Annotated in this window: 16 protein-coding genes; 7 read left to right on the forward strand and 9 right to left on the reverse strand. The window is 72.5% G+C overall.

Annotated features, from left to right (window positions below):
* Positions 1–110: 110 nt before the first annotated feature.
* Both FCH28_RS36480 and FCH28_RS36485 read left to right on the forward strand, forming a co-directional pair.
* Entirely contained in the window at positions 111–2,273 is a 2,163-nt protein-coding gene (locus FCH28_RS36480) for a RecQ family ATP-dependent DNA helicase (RefSeq protein WP_136744723.1), read from the forward strand.
* Between the two features lie 250 nt (positions 2,274–2,523).
* The gene (locus FCH28_RS36485; RefSeq protein ID WP_136744724.1) at positions 2,524–3,246 is read left to right on the forward strand and encodes a hypothetical protein; all 723 of its coding nucleotides are present in this window, start codon (positions 2,524–2,526) and stop codon (positions 3,244–3,246) included.
* A 154-nt stretch (positions 3,247–3,400) separates the two neighbouring features.
* Here the strand turns inward: FCH28_RS36485 and FCH28_RS36490 are convergent, their stop codons facing one another.
* From FCH28_RS36490 to FCH28_RS36505, 4 genes are all read right to left on the reverse strand, one after another.
* Entirely contained in the window at positions 3,401–4,051 is a 651-nt protein-coding gene (locus FCH28_RS36490; RefSeq protein ID WP_136744725.1) for a hypothetical protein, read from the reverse strand.
* 66 nt (positions 4,052–4,117) lie between these two features.
* Positions 4,118–4,819 (reverse strand): ribonuclease HII, encoded by a 702-nt coding sequence (locus FCH28_RS36495; protein ID WP_136744726.1) that lies wholly within the window; start codon positions 4,817–4,819, stop codon positions 4,118–4,120.
* 236 nt (positions 4,820–5,055) lie between these two features.
* On the reverse strand, positions 5,056–5,964 hold the full coding sequence (locus tag FCH28_RS36500) for an ADP-ribosylglycohydrolase family protein (RefSeq protein ID WP_136744727.1): 909 nt from the start codon (positions 5,962–5,964) through the stop codon (positions 5,056–5,058).
* Between the two features lie 11 nt (positions 5,965–5,975).
* Positions 5,976–6,635: a histidine phosphatase family protein gene (locus tag FCH28_RS36505; protein ID WP_136744728.1), complete on the reverse strand. Its 660-nt coding sequence runs from the start codon at positions 6,633–6,635 to the stop codon at positions 5,976–5,978.
* Between the two features lie 29 nt (positions 6,636–6,664).
* Here FCH28_RS36505 and FCH28_RS36510 point away from each other — a divergent pair, with 29 nt between their 5' ends.
* Entirely contained in the window at positions 6,665–7,654 is a 990-nt protein-coding gene (locus FCH28_RS36510; protein WP_425472072.1) for a DUF1152 domain-containing protein, read from the forward strand.
* A 24-nt stretch (positions 7,655–7,678) separates the two neighbouring features.
* On the opposite strand, the gene FCH28_RS36515 is transcribed toward FCH28_RS36510, so the two are convergent.
* The gene (locus FCH28_RS36515) at positions 7,679–9,298 is read right to left on the reverse strand and encodes an ABC-F family ATP-binding cassette domain-containing protein (protein ID WP_136744730.1); all 1,620 of its coding nucleotides are present in this window, start codon (positions 9,296–9,298) and stop codon (positions 7,679–7,681) included.
* A gap of 110 nt (positions 9,299–9,408) precedes the next feature.
* On the opposite strand from FCH28_RS36515, the gene FCH28_RS36520 reads away from it, so the two are divergent.
* The gene (locus FCH28_RS36520; protein WP_246103494.1) at positions 9,409–10,185 is read left to right on the forward strand and encodes a TetR/AcrR family transcriptional regulator; all 777 of its coding nucleotides are present in this window, start codon (positions 9,409–9,411) and stop codon (positions 10,183–10,185) included.
* A gap of 9 nt (positions 10,186–10,194) precedes the next feature.
* Here FCH28_RS36520 and FCH28_RS36525 read toward each other — a convergent pair whose 3' ends face one another.
* On the reverse strand, positions 10,195–10,800 hold the full coding sequence (locus FCH28_RS36525; RefSeq protein WP_136744732.1) for a YdbC family protein: 606 nt from the start codon (positions 10,798–10,800) through the stop codon (positions 10,195–10,197).
* A gap of 114 nt (positions 10,801–10,914) precedes the next feature.
* On the reverse strand, positions 10,915–12,327 hold the full coding sequence (locus FCH28_RS36530; protein WP_136744733.1) for an amidase: 1,413 nt from the start codon (positions 12,325–12,327) through the stop codon (positions 10,915–10,917).
* A gap of 272 nt (positions 12,328–12,599) precedes the next feature.
* On the opposite strand from FCH28_RS36530, the gene FCH28_RS36535 reads away from it, so the two are divergent.
* Positions 12,600–13,232, forward strand: coding sequence for a TetR/AcrR family transcriptional regulator (locus FCH28_RS36535; protein ID WP_136744734.1), 633 nt, complete (start codon positions 12,600–12,602; stop codon positions 13,230–13,232).
* A 435-nt stretch (positions 13,233–13,667) separates the two neighbouring features.
* On the forward strand, positions 13,668–14,189 hold the full coding sequence (locus tag FCH28_RS36540) for a TerD family protein (RefSeq protein ID WP_136744735.1): 522 nt from the start codon (positions 13,668–13,670) through the stop codon (positions 14,187–14,189).
* Between the two features lie 198 nt (positions 14,190–14,387).
* Here FCH28_RS36540 and FCH28_RS36545 read toward each other — a convergent pair whose 3' ends face one another.
* The gene (locus FCH28_RS36545; RefSeq protein ID WP_246103495.1) at positions 14,388–14,951 is read right to left on the reverse strand and encodes a CGNR zinc finger domain-containing protein; all 564 of its coding nucleotides are present in this window, start codon (positions 14,949–14,951) and stop codon (positions 14,388–14,390) included.
* A gap of 120 nt (positions 14,952–15,071) precedes the next feature.
* Between FCH28_RS36545 and FCH28_RS36550 the strand changes: the two genes are divergently transcribed.
* On the forward strand, positions 15,072–16,427 hold the full coding sequence (locus FCH28_RS36550; RefSeq protein ID WP_136744736.1) for an MFS transporter: 1,356 nt from the start codon (positions 15,072–15,074) through the stop codon (positions 16,425–16,427).
* A gap of 153 nt (positions 16,428–16,580) precedes the next feature.
* On the opposite strand, the gene FCH28_RS36555 is transcribed toward FCH28_RS36550, so the two are convergent.
* A complete protein-coding gene (locus FCH28_RS36555) occupies positions 16,581–17,576 on the reverse strand; it encodes an outer membrane protein assembly factor BamB family protein (RefSeq protein WP_136744737.1) in 996 nt (331 codons plus the stop codon).
* Between the last annotated feature and the right edge of the window lie 22 nt (positions 17,577–17,598).

Here is a 17,598-nt window from a genome sequence, read left to right on the forward strand (position 1 = left end):
CGATCGTCCGCTCCGCCGCGACCCCTGTGGATAACTTGGGGGTGACGCGGTTATCCACAGGTTCGGGCGGGGGTTCGCGCATTGTCAGTGGCATCGGGTTGCATGGGGGCATGAGCAACGAAGACCTGCGTGCCTCGGCCGATGCCGTCCTGACCCGACTCGTCGGCGATCCCGGCGGCGAGGCCCGGCTGCGCGAGGATCAGTGGCGGGCGATCGAGGCGCTGGTCGCCGACCACCGCCGCGCACTGGTCGTGCAGCGCACGGGGTGGGGAAAGTCCGCGGTCTATTTCGTCGCCACGGCGCTGCTGCGCGAGCGCGGCAGCGGGCCCACCGTGATCATCTCGCCGCTGCTCGCGCTGATGCGGAACCAGGTCGAGGCGGCCGCGCGGGCCGGGATCCACGCGCGCACGATCAATTCGTCCAACACCGAGGAGTGGGAAACCGTCCAGGCCGAGGTGGCGGCCGGCGAGGTGGACGTCCTGCTGGTGAGCCCGGAGCGGCTCAACAACCCCGATTTCCGCGATCAGGTGCTGCCCAAGCTGGCGGCGGCCACCGGCCTGCTGGTGGTCGACGAGGCGCACTGCATCTCCGACTGGGGCCACGATTTCCGGCCGGACTACCGACGCCTGCGCACGGTGCTCGCCGACCTCCCGCCCGGTGTGCCGGTGCTCGCCACGACGGCCACGGCCAATGCCCGGGTGACGGCCGATGTCGCCGAGCAGCTGGGGACGGGCGACGCCGCCGAGGCCCTGGTCCTGCGCGGCCCGCTGGACCGGGAGAGCCTGAGTCTGGGTGTGCTGCCGCTGCCGGACGCCGCGCACCGGCTCGCCTGGCTCGCGGACCATCTGCACGAGCTGCCGGGCTCGGGGATCATCTATACGCTCACGGTCGCCGCCGCCGAGGAGGTCACGGCTTTCCTGCGGCACCGGGGGCACACGGTCTCCTCGTACACCGGCAAGACGGAGAACGCCGACCGCCAGCAGGCCGAGGACGATCTGCTCGCCAACCGTGTGAAGGCGCTGGTGGCGACGTCCGCGCTGGGTATGGGCTTCGACAAGCCCGACCTGGGGTTCGTGGTGCACCTGGGATCGCCGTCCTCGCCCATCGCCTACTACCAGCAGGTGGGGCGTGCGGGGCGTGGCGTGCAGCATGCCGAGGTGCTGCTGCTGCCGGGCCGGGAGGACGAGGCGATCTGGAAGTACTTCGCGTCGCTGGCGTTCCCTCCCGAGGACCAGGTGCGTCAGACGCTCGACGTTCTGGCGGCAGCGGGCCGGCCGGTGTCGTTGCCGGCCCTGGAGCCGCGGGTCGAACTGCGCCGTTCGCGCCTGGAGATCATGCTCAAGGTGCTCGATGTGGACGGCGCGGTGCAGCGCGTCAAGGGCGGCTGGACCGCCACCGGCCGCCCGTGGTCGTACGACGCGGAGCGCTATGCGTGGGTGACCCGTCAGCGCGAGACCGAGCAGCAGGCGATGCGGGAGTACGCCGCGACGACCGGCTGCCGGATGGAGTTTCTGCGGCGGCAGTTGGACGACGAAGCGGCGGCGCCGTGCGGCCGCTGCGACAACTGCGCGGGGGCCAGGTTCGGCGCCGAGGTGTCCGCCGCTTCGCTGGACGCGGCGCGCGGCGAGCTGGGGCGCCCCGGGGTGGAGGTGGAGCCGCGGCGGATGTGGCCGACGGGGCTGCCGGCCATCGGCCTGGACCTCAAGGGGCGTATTCCGGCGGATGAGTTGGCCGCGACGGGCCGCGCCCTGGGCCGGCTGTCCGACATCGGGTGGGGCAACCGCCTTCGGCCGATGCTCGCTCCCCAGGCACCGGACGGCCCGGTTCCTGATGATGTGTCGGCCGCGGTGGTCACGGTCCTCGCCGACTGGGCCAAGGGGCCGGGCGGTTGGGCATCGGGCGCGGCGGATGCGCCGCCCCGCCCGGTGGGCGTCGTCTGCCTGGCGTCGCGCACCCGCCCGCAGCTGATCCGTTCGCTCGCCGAGCGGATCGCGTCGGTCGGCAGGATGCCGTTCCTGGGGACGGTGTCCTCGGTGGACGAAGGGGCGGAGGGCAGGATCCCGCGCAGCAACAGCGCCCAGCGGCTGCGGGCCCTGCACGGTTCGCTGAGCGTGCCCCAGGAGTTGGCGCGGGCCCTGGAGTCGGCGGGCGGCCCGGTGCTCCTGGTGGACGACTACGCCGACACCGGCTGGACACTGGCGGTGGCCGCACGGCTGCTGCGCAGGGCTGGAGCCGAGGGGGTGTTTCCGCTGGTCCTCGCCGTGCAGGGGTAGCCCGACGCGGGAGAGAGGCAAGGTGAGCGGCCGGGCTTCGGAGGCGGGTGCGGCGGGCAGGAATATTGCCGACGCAACGGGCGATTCCGGGTCGTCGGCAGGATTTGCTCGTTGCCGCATGCCTGTACGACAGGAAGAATTGACATCGCTTCCCCGTACCGACCGTCCGCGGTCAGGCAGGGCCATGCCGTGGTGCGCCTTCGCGCCCGGCCGCCGCCCGACGCGTGGACGCGTAGACGAAGGGAGGACCGTGGCCTTCGGCTTCGCCCCGCCATCGAATGTGTCCCCGCCCGCGCCCGCCGATTCCAGTGCCCGGCTGAGCCGGATGCTGGAGCCCGCCGAGTGGGCCTCGGCCGGAATTCCGCTGCTGCGCAATCCCCGTGAGGTCGTCGCCGGGCTGCACCACCGTCATCGTCCGGGACCGTCGACGGCCATCGTGGCGGTGCTGGATCCGGAGGAGCGGGTGGCCGCCAGTGCGTCCTTCGCCGAGCCCGCGACCGCTCCGGACGGCTGGCAGTTCCGCAATGCGCTGCTGGTGCATCTGCGCCGGGTGATCCCGCACGACCTGCGGCTGCGCGTCCCGGTCCGTACGGCCGTGCTGCTCTACTGCCGTGAGGGCGAGCCCCGTTGGACGGAGGCGGACGGGGCGTGGATGTGGGGGCTGCGCGATGCCTGCACCCTGCACGGGCTGCGCTGCGGGGCGTACATCACGCTGACCGGCGACCGCTGGCAGGTGCTGGGCGAGGGCAGGGGCGGGCGGCGCCCCAGGTCGCCGGAGACCGCACCGGGTGCGGAGTCGCCTCGTCAGGCGGCGGGTCACACGGAGGCGGCGATCCCGTCGCCCGCGTCTGCGGAGCGGCTCCCTGCGGGCCGGCCGCTGCCGTCCGAGCCGCCGCGGAACGGCGCACGGGCGGCGTCCCGGCGCTCCGGTGGCGGCGCGGCGGAGGCGCTGCGGCACACGGCGGCCCGCTGACCGGGGCCGCTGACCGGGGCGGGCGGCGTGCCCGGCCCCGGCCCGCCCTCGCGTCTGTCCCGGACGCGCTAACGAGCCCGCCCGGCCTGGATGGCCGACGGGCTGCGTCGAGCGGTGGCAGCCACCAGTGCGGTGGCTGCCGGGCGGGTCCGTCCTAGGCGTTGGCGCCGAGAACCGCGTTGATCCGCTGCGGGTCTCCGCAGACGATCAGCAGCACTCCGGCACGGGCCATCGCGGCGGGCAGCGCCCGTGCGGTGACCTCGTCCGAACCGCCGTTGACGGCGACGACCACAACGGGCCGACCGGCGGCCCGCCCGGCGGCGGCATCCGCGTAGAACACATCGTCCGCGGCGTCGTGCTGGGCCCAGTAGGACGCCTCGCCGAACGACAGCTCGTGTGCGGCCCACGGGTGGATTTCGCCGGTGGTCAGCACCAGGATCTCGCCCGGCGCGCGCCCGGAGTCCAGCAGCAGATCGACGGCCTCGTCGGCGGCGTCGACGGCGCCACCGGCGGGTGCCGGGATCAGCTGGAGCTGTGCTCCTGCGGCGGGGCCGGTGTCACCGGCGGCGGGCTGCTGGGAGCCGGTGCGCTGCGCCGGCGGAGCGGCGACAGGCCCACGCGGCGGGGCAGCGGGTCCGGGCTTGCCCGGACGGGCACTGGACGCGGGAGCGCCACGCGGCGGCGCGGGGCGGGGTCCGGGACCAGGAACGGGACGGGGGGTCGGCGCGGTGCGGCCGGCGGCCGGGGTAGCGCGGGGACCCGGGACACTCTCGTGAATCTGAGGCTCCTCGGGGATGAGAGGCATAAAGGGATGTCTATCAAACGTAGGTGCGGAACACGTCATCGGGTACCGAATTCCGGTCCGCACCGCTCAGAAGTCGAAGCCGAGTTGGCCACCGGCCTCCAGAGCGGCTGCTTCGGGGGTGACGCGCACCTTCTTCAGGTGCCGCCACCGGGGCAGAGCGTCCATGTAGGACCACGACACTCGGTGGTGCGGCGTAGGACCGTACTCCTCCAGGGCGATGCGATGGGTCGGCGAGGGGTAGCCGGCGTTGGCCGCGAAGTCGAAGTCGGCGTATTCCAGGCCGAGTTCGGCCATCAGCGCGTCGCGTCGCACCTTGGCGAGCACGGACGCGGCGGCGACCGCGATGCAGGACTGGTCGCCCTTGATGACCGTGCGGACCCGCCACGGCTCGCCCAGGTAGTCGTGCTTGCCGTCGAGGATCACCGCGTCCGGGCGGACCGGGAGCCCGTCCAGGGCGCGCACGGCCGCGAGCCGCAGTGCCGCGGTCATGCCCAGCTCGTCGATCTCCTCGGGCGAGGAGTGGCCCAGGCTGAAGGCCGTGACCCACTCGCCCAGTACGTCGCAGAGTTCGGTGCGGCGTTTGGGTGTCAGCAGCTTGGAATCGGTGAGTCCGTCGGGCGGCCTGCGGAGACCGGTGATGGCCGCGCAGACGCTCACCGGACCGGCCCAGGCTCCGCGCCCGACCTCGTCGATACCTGCGACGATCTTGGCGCCCGTGGTGGCGCGCAATGATCGCTCGACGGTATGGGTGGGGGGCTCGTACGGCATGGCGCCAGCAAGGTTACGCCTATTCGGCGCGGCCGTCCGCACCGGATCCGCACCGCGTACCAAAAGCCGCCGGCGACCGCGTGCGCAACGCCGGCCGGCGGGGCTACCGGAAGGTAGCCGGACGGGTGCGCGGCTGCAGCGACAGCGCGGCGGGCAGCGTGGCGCGCGCCGCGCCGGCACGGCATTACACGGATGAAGTCGGCGTTTGACGCTGCCCGTTGGGGCGGGCGGCGCGGTCAGTCGGTGAGGACCGGGGCCCAGGACGGGAGGGGCTCGGTGCCGTCCAGCCAGGCCCGGGGCGGGGCGCCGTCGGTGCTCGATGCGACGATGCCGCCGACGATGGCGCATGTGGTGTCCACATCGCCGCCGGCCTGCGCGGTCGTCCAGAACGCGTTCTCGTAGTCGCCGAGATGGCGTGCCGCGGCCCAGAGCGTGAAGGGGACGGTGTCGTGGGCGCTGGTGCGCCGTCCGCAGCCGAGGACGGCGGCGACGGTGCCGGAGTCGGCGTAGTCGAGCATGTCCCTGGCCCGGCGCAGACCGGCCTGTACGGCGCTGCGCGGGATCAGGGCCAGCACGCCGTCGAGCAGCTCGGTGGGGCCGATACGGCGTGCCGGGTCGGCCGCCAGGGCGGCCGCGGCGGCGACGGCCATGGCGCCGACGACGGCCTCACGGTGCTGGTGGGTGGTGTAGGCGGAGATCTCCGCCTGGTGCGTGGCCTGCTCGGGGTCGTCGGCGTACCAGGCGCCCAGCGGGGCGATGCGCATGGCGGCGCCGTTGCCCCACGAGCCCTGGCCGTTGAAGAGTCCGGACGCCAGCTCGCGCCAGTCGCCGCCCTCGCGGATCAGCCGGAGCATGCGGTTGACGGCCGGGCCGTAGCCGCGGTCGAAGTCGTGGTGGTCGGCGAAGGAGTGGGCGAGTGCGTCCTGGTCGATCCGGGCGTGGGCGGTGAGCACGGAGAGGACGGAGCAGGCCATCTCGGTGTCGTCGGTCCACTGCCAGGGAGTGGGGGGCAGCTCGCGGCGCTTGAGGGCGGGGTAGTGGGTCGGGACGAAGAACTGGGATCCGAGGGCATCGCCCACGGCGAGTCCGCGCAGGCTGGCCAGGGCCCGCTCATAGCGGTCTGCGTCACGGTGGTCGGGCGTCATCGGTGTGCACTCTAACCGGTGATGCCATAAGGCTCGGGTTTACACCAGTGCTCAAACGGCCGATCGAGCGAGTAGCGCCCGTCCGGGCCGAGGAGCAGGGTGCGCCACTCCGCGTTGCCGGGGTTGGACAGTGACTCGAATTCGGCCACCGACCAGTGGAACCACCGCATACAGAACAGACGCATGGTGAGTCCGTGCGTGACGATCAGGACGTTCGGCGGGTGGTCCGGGGCCTCGAAGCTGCGCCACAGGCTCTCCAGGAACGCCCCGACCCGGTCGTAGACGTCCGCCCCGGACTCGCCCTGGGCGAAGCGGTAGAAGAAGTGGCCGTAGGCATCGCGGTAGGCCTTCTGCAGGCGTACGTCGTCGCGGTCCTGCCAGTTTCCCCAGTCCTGCTCGCGCAGCCGGGGCTCCTCGCGGACCCGGACCCGGTCCGGGTCCAGGGCGAGCGCGCGGAACGTCTGATGGGTGCGGCGGTACGGCGACACGTAGGCGGAGACGCTTTCGTCGCCGAATATCTCCCGCAGGGTGTGGCCGGCCTCCTCAGCCTGCCGCAGCCCGGTCTTCGTGAGGCTGAGCGCATGGTCGGGCTCCCGCTCGTACACGGTGTCGTCGACATTCCCCTCCGACTCTCCGTGGCGGATGAGGACGATGCGTCGGGGCCGGGCCATGCCGCCACCCTAAAACGCCTGCCCTGTACATGCCGCCCGCTGCTACGGTCGCGGCCGTGACCGCGCTGCATGTTCCTCCGTTCTTCGCCCGCCTGCGGTCCGCGCGTCGGGTGCTCGTCGCGGGCGCGGGCGGTGGCTTCGACATCTACGCGGGGCTGCCGCTCGCGCTGTCCCTGATGGACCAGGGCAAGGACGTGCATCTCGCCAATCTCTCCTTCAGCCACCTCCATGGGTTGGATCCTGGGGTCTGGGTCGCCGAGGACGTCGCCGCTCTCACGCCCCGGACCGTCGGGCACGATCCGTACGCTCCCGAGCTGACCCTGGCCCGCTGGCTCGACGGACAGGGGTTGCCGTCGACGGTCCATGCCTTCCCGTTGACCGGGGTACGGCCGCTGCGCGCGGCGTATCGCGCCCTGATCGAGCACCTCGGCGGGGTGGACGCCGTGGTGCTGGTGGACGGCGGGACCGACATCCTGCTGCGCGGTGACGAATCGGGGCTGGGCACGCCCGAGGAGGACATGGCCTCCCTGGCGGCCGTGTCCGGTCTCGAGGTGCCGGTCAGGCTTGTCGCGTCGATCGGCTTCGGGGTGGACGCCCACCACGGCGTACGGCACGCGCATGTGCTGGAGAACATGGCCGCGCTGGAGGCGGACGGGGCCGCCCTCGGCTGTTTCTCGGTGCCGCGTACGAGCCGGGAGGGCGAACTGTTCCTGGATGCCGTGGCGCACGCCCAGGCGGCGACCCCGGCCCGGCCCAGCATCGTCAACGGCTCGATCGCCGCCGCCATGCGCGGGGAGTTCGGCGACGTCCACTTCACGGAGCGGACGCGGGACAGTGAACTGTTCATCAACCCCCTGATGTCGGTGTACTTCGCCTTCGAGCTGGACGGCCTGGTGCGCCGCTCGCTCTATCTGGACCAGATCGAGGACACCTACCTGATGCGGCAGATCAGCAGCCGGATCGAGGAGTTCCGCGAGCGGCTGCCCCGGCAGCGGCCGCCCCGCTCGATTCCGCACTGAGCCGGTCCGTTGCCCGGCGGCCGTTCAGCGGTCTGCGGGGACCGGGCGGCCGTCGCGTATCTCGTACGGGCGGCCGCCGAAGCGCCGTCGCAGCAGGCGGTCGTGGGAGACGATGACCAGGGCGCCGGGCCAGGCCGCCAGTGCCTCCTCCAGGTCTTCGACCAGGCCGAGGGCCAGATGGTTGGTCGGCTCGTCGAGCAGCAGCAGGTCCGCGGGGCGGGCCAGCAGACGGGCCAGCGCCAGCCGGCGCCGCTGACCGGCCGACAACGAGCCGACCGGCACCCGCAGATCGCGCTCCCGGAACAGCCCGAAGGACATCAGAAGGGCGGACAGCTCTTCCGGGTCCCCGGTCAGGCCCCGGCAGAACGCGGCCAGCAGGGGCTCGGCGGGCCGGGAGACCGGTATTTCCTGGGCGAGGAAGCCGGTGCGCCCGATGCGGCCGACCGTGCCGGCGTCGGGCTCGGTGACGCCCGCCAGGACCCGCAGCAGGGTGCTCTTGCCGGCGCCGTTGGGGCCGTGGACGAGGAGTCGTTCACCGGCGGCGATGGTGAGGGAGTCCACGGCCAGGCGGTCGCCGACCCGCACCCCGTCGAGCCGGACGAGGGTGCCCTCGGCGTCGCCCATGCCCGGGGCCACCCGGAACCGCAGCGGGTCCGGCGGCTTCGGGACCGGCTCGGCCCGCAGTCTGCGCAGCCGCTCCTGGGCATTGCGCACCCTGCTGGACACGGATGCCTGGACGCGGCCCCGGTCCCGGTCGTACGCCATCTTGTTGCCGTCCTTCATCGGCCGGCCCCGGGCGACGCCGTGTGCCGTGCTCGACGCGAAGTCGGTGAGCTGCGCTATCTGCTCGCACCACTGGTGGTGGTCCTGCTCCCAGCGCCGACGGGCGGCGGCCTTGGCGGCCACGAAGGTGCCGTAACCGCCGCCGTAGCGCACAACGGCCCGGCGGTCGGCGTCGACCTCGACCAGCGCGGTGGCGATCCGCTGCAGGAAGAGCCTGTCGTGGGAGACCGCGAGGACCGTGCCGCGGTGGGCGATCAGGGCGTCTTCCAGCCAGTCGAGGGCGGCGGCGTCGAGATGGTTGGTCGGCTCGTCGAGCAGCATCACCTCGGGCGAGGCGGCGATCAGGCAGGCGAGCCCCAGCCTGGCCTGTTCGCCTCCGGAGAGGCTGCCGAGCGGGCGGTCGCGGCCGATCCGCTCCAGGCCCAGGGAGTGCAGTGCCTTGTCGACTCGCGCATCGGCCTCATAGCCGCCGCGCAGCTCGAAGAGGGTGAGCAGCTCGCCGTACTCGTCCAACTCCCGGGCCGTGGCGCGGTCCAGACCGGCCTCCAGCGATCTCAGTCGGCGTTGCATGTCTCTGAGATCCGCCAGGGCGGCGTCGATCGCGTCCTGGACCGTGTGGTCCGGGGGAAGGTCGGGGGTCTGGCCCAGATAGCCGATGCCGCCGTCGGCGCGGAGCACCACGTCGCCTTCGTCGGGCCGCTCGGCGCCCGCTATGAGGCGCAGCAGCGTCGACTTCCCGGCGCCGTTCTCCCCCACGATCCCGATGCGGTCACCGGGGCGTATCGACAGTGAGACGCCGTCGAGCAGTGGTCGGTCGGGGTGGGACTTGGTGACATCGCGCAACGAGATCTGGGTGGGCAATCATTCCTCCGGTCCGGTCGCGGGCAAGCGACCTCTCAGCGAGCAAACGCTACTGAAGTTGCATTACGATGATGGCACACCGAAACCCGCTAACGCAACAGGAGTTGCAATTGTCTGGTGAATCCGCCTCCGCTCGGGAGAACGAGGCCCGCGCCGCCGCCACACCCGGCACCCGGCGCCCCGGCGGGCGCACCGCCCGTACGCGGGCGGCCGTCCGCGACGCCGTGCTGACCGGCCTGACCGAGCACGGCTATCCAGGCCTGACCGTCGAATACGTCGCCGAGCATTCCGGCGTCCACAAGACGACGCTCTACCGCCGCTGGGGAGACGTCGAGGGCCTGGTGGCCGACGCGCTGGATCTGGCGGGCGAGGACAGCTGGGTCCCGCCGGACACCGGCTCCCTGGAGGGTGATCTGCGGGCGCTCGCCCGGGAGGTCGTCGGATCCTTCACCGACCCGGCGGTGGCCAGTTCGGTCTCCGCGATGATCGCGGCCGCCTTCCAGTCCGAGCGGGCCGCCACCGCCCTGCGCGCCTATTACACCGAGCGGTTCACGCGCTGCGAGGCGATCGTGGAGCGCGCCGTCGGGCGCGGAGAGTTGCCGGCCGGCGCAGCTGTGACGGCCACCGCGGACGACGCGGACCGGACCGACGGAGCGGACGGCGCGGACAGCGCCACGCACGTCATGGGCGTCATGGGCGCCATCGACGCCGGGGCGCTCGTCCGGTCGGTGTCCGCGCCACTCTTCTTCCGTCTGTTCATCACCCGGGAGCCGGTCGACGACGCACTCGCCGACCAGGCGGCGGCGGCAGCGCTGGCCGCCGTCCACGCCGGGGCGTTCACCACCGGTCGCGCAGGCGCGGCGCCCGCTTCCGGCACCGCCACCTGATCCCGCCGCTCACACCGTCCACGACGGTTCGAGCTGCACCACATCCCCCGCGATCGCCCGTACATCCGCCGCTATCTGGGCCCGCAGCGCCAGCCGCTCCACCCGCTCCGGCCGGTACTTCCCCCGCTCGGCCGCCGACTGCCACAACGACAACACCAGGAACTCCTCCCCCGGTGCTCGCCCGAGCATCCCCCGCAGCATGCCCGGCGACCCCGCCATCGCCGGGTTCCAGACCTTCTCCTGCATCAGCATGAAGTGATCCACCCGGTCCTGCTGCACCTGGCAGTGCGCCAGCCGCAGCACATCCGCGTCACTGAAGACCGGCCGGAATCCGACCTTCACGTCGAATTCATGCTCAAAAAGCCGTACTTGCTGGTCCTTGTAGGTGCCGACCTGGGCGGCCCCCAGCCGGTCGTGCGAGCGGGCCATGAAGGAGTCGTAGAACGCCCGGCTCTCCCAGAAGCCCACCAGATGCGCGACCCCCGGACGGGTCCGGCTCCACCCGCCGCACTGCCCCCGAAACCCCGGCTCACCCAGCAGCCCCGCCCATTTCCGCTGCCCCCGCTCGAAACCCCGACGGTCCACAACGGTGAGGCGAATCCACTTGACCAGCACCGCGCCATCGTACGGCCCCAGGGCGCCAGGGCGTTACTGCGCGTCACACCGCACCCGCCCCGAACTCCCTTACGGGCGGGGGCCGGTACCTGTTACCGGCGGGTCGGCACGACCTTACGCACGAGGGTCGATGGGCGTGAGCACCCCGAGTCGCCGCTCCACCGCTTCCGCCGCCTCCAGACACAGGTCCTCCCGATAGGAGCGCCCGATCAGCTGCACGCCATACGGGAGCCCGTCCACCACCCCGGTGGGCACGGCGACCGAGGGCACTCCCACGAAGCTTGTCGCGGTGCACAGCCGCATCGCCGTCTGCACCCGCTGATGGCTGTTCGCGTCGCGCGCCTCCTCCCCCGGAGGGAACGGCGGCTCGGTGAACACCGGCCCCAGGACCAGCGGGTACTCGTCCAGGAAAGCCGCCCAATCACGGCGGATGCCCAGTCGTACGCCGGTCAGCCGCAGATACTCCGCCAGCTCCACGGGACCGCGCTTCGCCATCCCCAGTTCGATATAGCGATGGCCGCCCTCTCCCAGCAGCGGCTTGACCAGCGGCCAGGAAGCGGCGAATTCCGTCTGCGTCATCCGCCCGTAGACCTCAAGGGCGTCATCCAGCCGCGGCACGTCGGCCACTTCGCACACCTCGTATCCGGCGTCCCGCAGCGCGTCCGCGGCGCTCTCGACGGCTTTGCGCACTGCCGGGTGCACGCCCTGACCACCCGGGTCGGTGACCATCGCCACCTTGAGGGGACGCGCGAGCGGCTCGCCATACGGGGGCACCGGCACCGCCCTCGGGTCGCGCGGATCGGCCCCGGCGAGCACCTCGTAGGCGAGCCGGAGATCGTCGACCGTTCGCGCCAGAGGCCCGTCGACCACCAGCACCTGGGCGGCGAGGGCGGGGTCATCCGGTCCCAGGCGGTGGTCCGCCGCGAACCGCCCGTAGGTCGGCTTCACTCCCGCGACGCCACAGAAGGAAGCGGGAATGCGCACCGATCCCCCGGAGTCGTTGCCGAGCCCGAGGGGTGCCATACCGCTCGCCACGGCCGCGCCGTCCCCGCCGCTGGTGCCGCCAGGGGTGACGGCACGGCTCCACGGGTTGGCCGTGTCGCCGAACAGCTCGCTGCGTGTGTGGATACCGGCGAGGATCAGCGTCGGCATGTTGGAATGCCCGATCGGGATGCCGCCGGCCGCGCGTAGCCGCGAAACCGGGGGCGCATCGGTGCGCGCCACACTGCCGCGAAAGCGCTCCGCGCCGTACGTCGTCGGGACGCCCTCGATGGCGGTGCTCTCCTTGACGGTGAACGGGACGCCCGCCAGCGGGCCCAGTTCCCGGCCCGCGGCACGCCGCCGGTCGATCCGTGCCGCGTCCTCGCGCGCCCGGTCGGCGAGCAGCTGGGTCACGGCATTGACCGCCGGATTGACCTGGGCGATGCGCTCCACATGGGCGTCGACCAGCTCGACCGCCGTCACCTCACCGTCCCGTACCGCCGCCGCTTGGGCGCGGGCCGACATCTTCCACAGTGCGTCCTGCATGACCTGACCTCACCATCGTGTGTGCCACTCAATTGCGATCCCACGCGCGGGTTACTCGCTTGCGGGCCTGCTTTTGGGCCTCGTCCGCGGGTCCCGCTCGCGGGTTCTCGCCTGTTGCTCCCGCGCGCCGTGGTTGGCGGCATGCGAGCCCCGCGATGTGTCCGGAGGCGCGCAGCGCACTGAGGCGCGCACGTTCCGATACGCTCGCATCGCTTCGGGCATCGTAGCCTTGCCATCGATACGTACGCATCGAATAAACCGGAGGGCGCGGCATGCCCAAGCAGGTGGACCACGAGAGCCGGCGCCGGCAGATCGCCGAGGCCGTGTGCCGGCTCGCCGACGAGAGCGGTCTGGAGGGCGTCACGCTGCGGGATGTGGCGGCCCGCGCGGAGGTGTCCATGGGGGCGGTACAGCGCTGCTTCCGCACCAAGGAGGAGATGCTGGTCTTCGCCCTCACGTACATCGGCGAACGGATCGCGGCGCGGGTGACGACGCGGCTCGTCGAATCACCGGCCCAGTCGGCCCGTACGGCGCTGGGGCACGCCACGACCGAGATCGCGCTCCTCAGGGAGGAACATCGCGCCGAGGCGCGCGTCTGGCTGGCGTTCCTGGCCCAGGCCGCGGTCAGTCCGCCACTGGCCGAAATCCTCAGGTCGAATTACGCCAGTCTGCAGACGGTGTTCACCCGGCTCATCGCAGAAGCCGGCGGGGACACCGGCGGCACCGAGGGGGCCGACGGCACCGGAGCCGCTCGCGGCAAGGGATCCCACGACCCGGAGTGCGCGGCCCGCACCCTCCTCGCCCTTGCCGACGGGCTGACCGCGCACGTACTCATCGGGCATCTCTCACCCGACACGGCGCTGGCCGTCCTCGACGCCCATCTCGGCGGCCTCTGGGGCGAGTAGCCGGCCTGAGCGGGCAGGGCGAACGACCACCTGGGCGGCCCGGCGGATCGAGTCGGGTCGGTGGCTGCGGGTACGGGGCGCGGGGCGCGGGTGCAGGCTTCCGGAACCAGCCCCGGACCGCCGCAACAGCCGCCGCCCAACAGGACGGATGGGCGTGTTCCAGCCACCGGCCCGCACCAACCCGGCTTCCCATAACCGCACTTCACCCCACCCCGCCAAGCCCCCGGCGTGGCACGATGGTCAACCAACGGGGTGTTCTGGGGGTTGTCCGCGTGCCCACATGGGCGAGCCGCGTTTCCCCGGGAGCTCGGCGGCTGCCTGCCGGCCATCGGGAGCGTATGTCCCGCCCTCGGCAGCAGGCGTGACCGGCAGCGGACCAAACGCGGAGCCGCTGCGCACGCCCCGGTTCGACGCATTCGAAGGAAGGGAAGCCCGGTGAGCACGTTCAGCAAAGGGATCGGGAAGGTCGAGGTCACGCTCAAGTGGGACCCCAGCCCCATGGGCGAGCCGGATCATGACCTCGACATCATCGCGGCGACATACACGGTGGACGCGCCGCACGGCGATCCGTCCTACCTGGTGCACTTCGACAGCCGGTCACCCGACGGCACCATCATCCTCAACCGGGACAGCCGGACCGGCCAGGGATTCGGCCCGGACGAGATCATGACGCTGGAGCTGGAGCGGCTGTCCGAGACGTACTCGCGCGTCGTCGTCGGGGTCGCCATTCAGCAGGGCGAGGGCAGGAAGACCTTCGGCGACATAGAGAACACCGAGGTCCAGATCCGCGAGGGGTACACCGACCTGGCGGAGAACGACTTCGCCGAGGTCGCGGGCGCCACCGCAGCGACCGTCGCCGAGTTCGCCCGGGACGCGTCGGGCGAATGGCGGTTCCGTGCAATGGTCCGTGGCTTCGACGCCGACCCGGACGCGTTCACCAGGCTGATGGGTCAGTGAAAGGCTGCTGACGGCTGCGCATGGTGCCTGCCGACTGAACGGCTGCGCATCATGCCTGCCGAAGCCGACCGAGGGGCCATTGACGGTCCACGGGCCGGTCGCTGACGGACAGACGGCCAGACGGACGGACAGACGGCCAGACCGACGGACGGCGTGGCGGGGAGGTGGCTGACCGCCGCCTCCCCGGAACCGTCGCGGCTACCCGCTCGCCCGCTTGCGGCGGCGATGGGCCGCCACCCGCTCCCGTGAGGCGCAGGCGGCCGAGCAGTAACGGCGGGCGCTGCCGGGACCGGTGCCGAGGTAGAGCGTGGCGCAGCCGGCGGCGGCACATTCGCCCCAGGGGACGCGCCCGTATTCGGTGAGGATCTGCGCCAGCGCCAGGGCACTGGACGCGAGGAACCAGTCGGCCCAGCTCGCGTCTTCGCCCCGGTCGACATGCAGATGCCAGGCATGGCCACCGTGGCGGGACAGATGCGGGCGGGCACCGCATTCGGCCAGCAGCGCGTTGATGGCGTGCGCGGCCCGGTCGGTGTCGGCCTCGGCGAGGATGCCGGTGACGCGGCGGACGGCGTCCCGCAGGCCGTCCGCATCGCCCTCCGAGAACGCACGCCCGGTCAGATCATCCGGGCTCTCCCCGTGGCGCGCGAGCAGTTCGGCCAGCGCGGCCCTCGGCAGTTCGGGAGACGCCAGGACCGCGTTCGCGAGATCGATCAGGCGCTCGGCGGGCCGGAAGCCCCGTTGGATCGCTACGTCACCACTCACGACGGGCCCCGCTCCTCTCCTGGCCGGCGACAGGTCGAATCCTCCCGGCCTTGCTCACCCACTCCGCTCCACCTCACCCTGTAACGACTTAGTCGAAGAAGACGTTACTTAGGAGCCCCTATGCGCGTGAGGCCCCCCACAGCACCCTTACGGCTCTATCTGGCGACCGCGTTCCTGGCCCGCCTGGCGGAGGAGGGCATGGCCGTGGCGGTGGTGATGCTCGCGCTGCATCGCACCGGCGGCGCGGCCGGGGGCGCCTTCGTCCTCACCGCCTGGATGGCGCCGCATGTGCTCGCCGCGCCCCTGGTGGGCGCCTTGGCGGCGCGGGTGCAGCGCCCCCGGCTCTTCTATCTCTGCGCGCTGGGCGGGTTCGCCGCGGCCATCGCGGCGCTGGCAGGGCTCATCGGCCGGGCTCCCGCGCCGGTGGCGCTGGCCGTCGCCCTGGCCGGCGGCAGTTGCGGTCCGGCGGTCTACGGCGGCCTGTCCAGCCTGATAGCCGGGCTGGTCCCGGAGGGCGCGCCGCGGGACCGTGCCTACGCGCTGGACGCGGCGGTCTACAGCGCCGCGTCGGTGGCCGGACCCGCCGCCGTCAGCATCGTCGCGGGCGTGGCGTCGCCCGGTCCGGCGATGGCACTCCTCGGCGTGGCGGCGGCCGGTGCGGCGGCGCTGGCCACCGGACTGCGCTACGGGGTGTCCGGACGGGCGTCCAAGGGCACCGCATCCTCGTCCAAGGGAGCCGGATCATCATCCAAGAGCGCCGCACCGTCACCCAAAGGCGCCGGACCGTCGTACGCAACCCGTCCCGGCCGGCCGGCATCCGAGCCGGCCACGCTGCGCGCCGACCTGGTGGCCGGGCTGACGGCCATCCGGCGCATCCGCGAACTGCGTGCGATCACCGCCGCGACCTGCCTGGCGTACTGCGGAATCGGCGGCCTGGCCACCACCACGGTGCTGCTCGCCGACCAACGGGGCGGCCCGGGATACGCGGGCATCCTGATGACGGCCTTCGCCGTCGGGACGCTCGCCGGCTCGCTGGCCGTGGCGCGGTGGCACCCCCCGGTCACGGCCCAACTTCTCGCGGCCGGCACCCTGTTCGGCACCGGCGCCGCGTTGGCCGCGGCCGCGCTGATCCCCTCGACGGCCGCCGGCCTGGCGCTGTTCGCCCTCGCGGGGCTGTGCGAAGGGCCTCTGCTGACCGCCACCCTGCGCATACGGGCCGACCATGCGCCGCCGCGCGCACGGGCCCAGGTCTTCACCCTCGGGGCCGGGCTGAAGATCTCGGCGGCGGCCTGCGGAGCCGCCCTGGTCGGGGCGGCCGCGGCGCTGCCGCCACCGCTGTTGCTGCTCGGGATCGCGGCCCTCCAGCTCATCGCCGGGCTTCTCTACACGCTGACCCGGCCCCGCACGGACCGCGCCGTCCCCGCCCGACAAGCGGCGGACCGCACTCCGGAAACGCACCGTCCGACGAAACTCTGACCCCTGCCGCCACAACAGAGCGCGTAACAACAGTCAGCATCAGACCTCAGCATCAGACGTCAACAACTGGCCTGCATCAGCCCACAATCCAGCCGCCCCGACCCAGTGCACCCGATCCAGCCGTCCCGCCCCGGCCACCCCAGCCCCCGCACGTCACACCGCCACCCCGACCGCCGTCAACGTCCCCTTGGTCACCAGCAGGACCTCCCCCGCCCCCAGATCACGCAGCCCGTCGATCCTGCGGGCCTGCGAGGACCTCCCGACGACCCGCCCGTCGGCACCCAAGCGGTAGAGCAGTCCGTCCCCGCTCGCGACCGCGAAACCCTCGCCCGCCCGCGCCACGCCCTCGACGAGCGGCTGTCCGACGTCCACCGTCCAGAGCTTCGATCCGTCGGCGGGGTCGACGGCATGGGAGCCGGCACGCCGGTCCCGCAACCACACCGCACCGCCGGTGAATTCGGCAGCCGTGGGCGAGAGATCGCTGTCATGGGTGGCGAACCGGTCGACGGCCCCGGACGACCGGCGGAGGACCACCAGGGACCGTGGCCCGCAGCGCGCGAGGCAGTGGTCGGGGCCGATCGCGGTGAACACCGGGCGGTGATCGGCGTCCGCAAGGGGCTCGGGCAGCCGCCAGTGAGCCAGTTCGCCGCCGTCGCGCGGATCGATCAGCCGCGCGTCCTGGCCGCTGCCCAGGAGGACGGCCCCGGCCCAGGGCAGCGGCCGCACCGTGTGCGCCGGCGCGTCCGTCCGCCAGAGGGCACGGCCGTCCCGCAGATCGAACGCCGCCAACGGCCTGTAGCCGCGCCAGCCGCCGACAAGAACGGTGTCCGTAGTAGCCACGACATGCCCCGACAGGCTGTCCAGTGCGGCGCACCACACCACGGATCCCGTCGCCAGGTCGATGCAGGACAGCCGGTCGGTGTTCTGCGGCAGGACCAGACAGCGGTCCCCCGCGATGACGACGCCGCGCGGCCACTTTCCGGTGGCGATGTCCCAGCGGACCGAACCGTCCCGGCGGTCCAGGCAGACCAGGCGGGTGTACCGCTCGTGTACGACGATGTGGTCCCCCGCCACCGCCAGCGCCGAAGCCCGCCCCCGCTGATGAAGCCGCCGCTCCCAACGCCGTTCCCACAACGTCCTGCCGATCATCCGCAGACTCCATCAGGCCGGG

The sequence above is a fragment of the Streptomyces piniterrae genome, assembly GCF_005048155.1.
GTDB lineage: Bacteria > Actinomycetota > Actinomycetes > Streptomycetales > Streptomycetaceae > Streptomyces > Streptomyces piniterrae.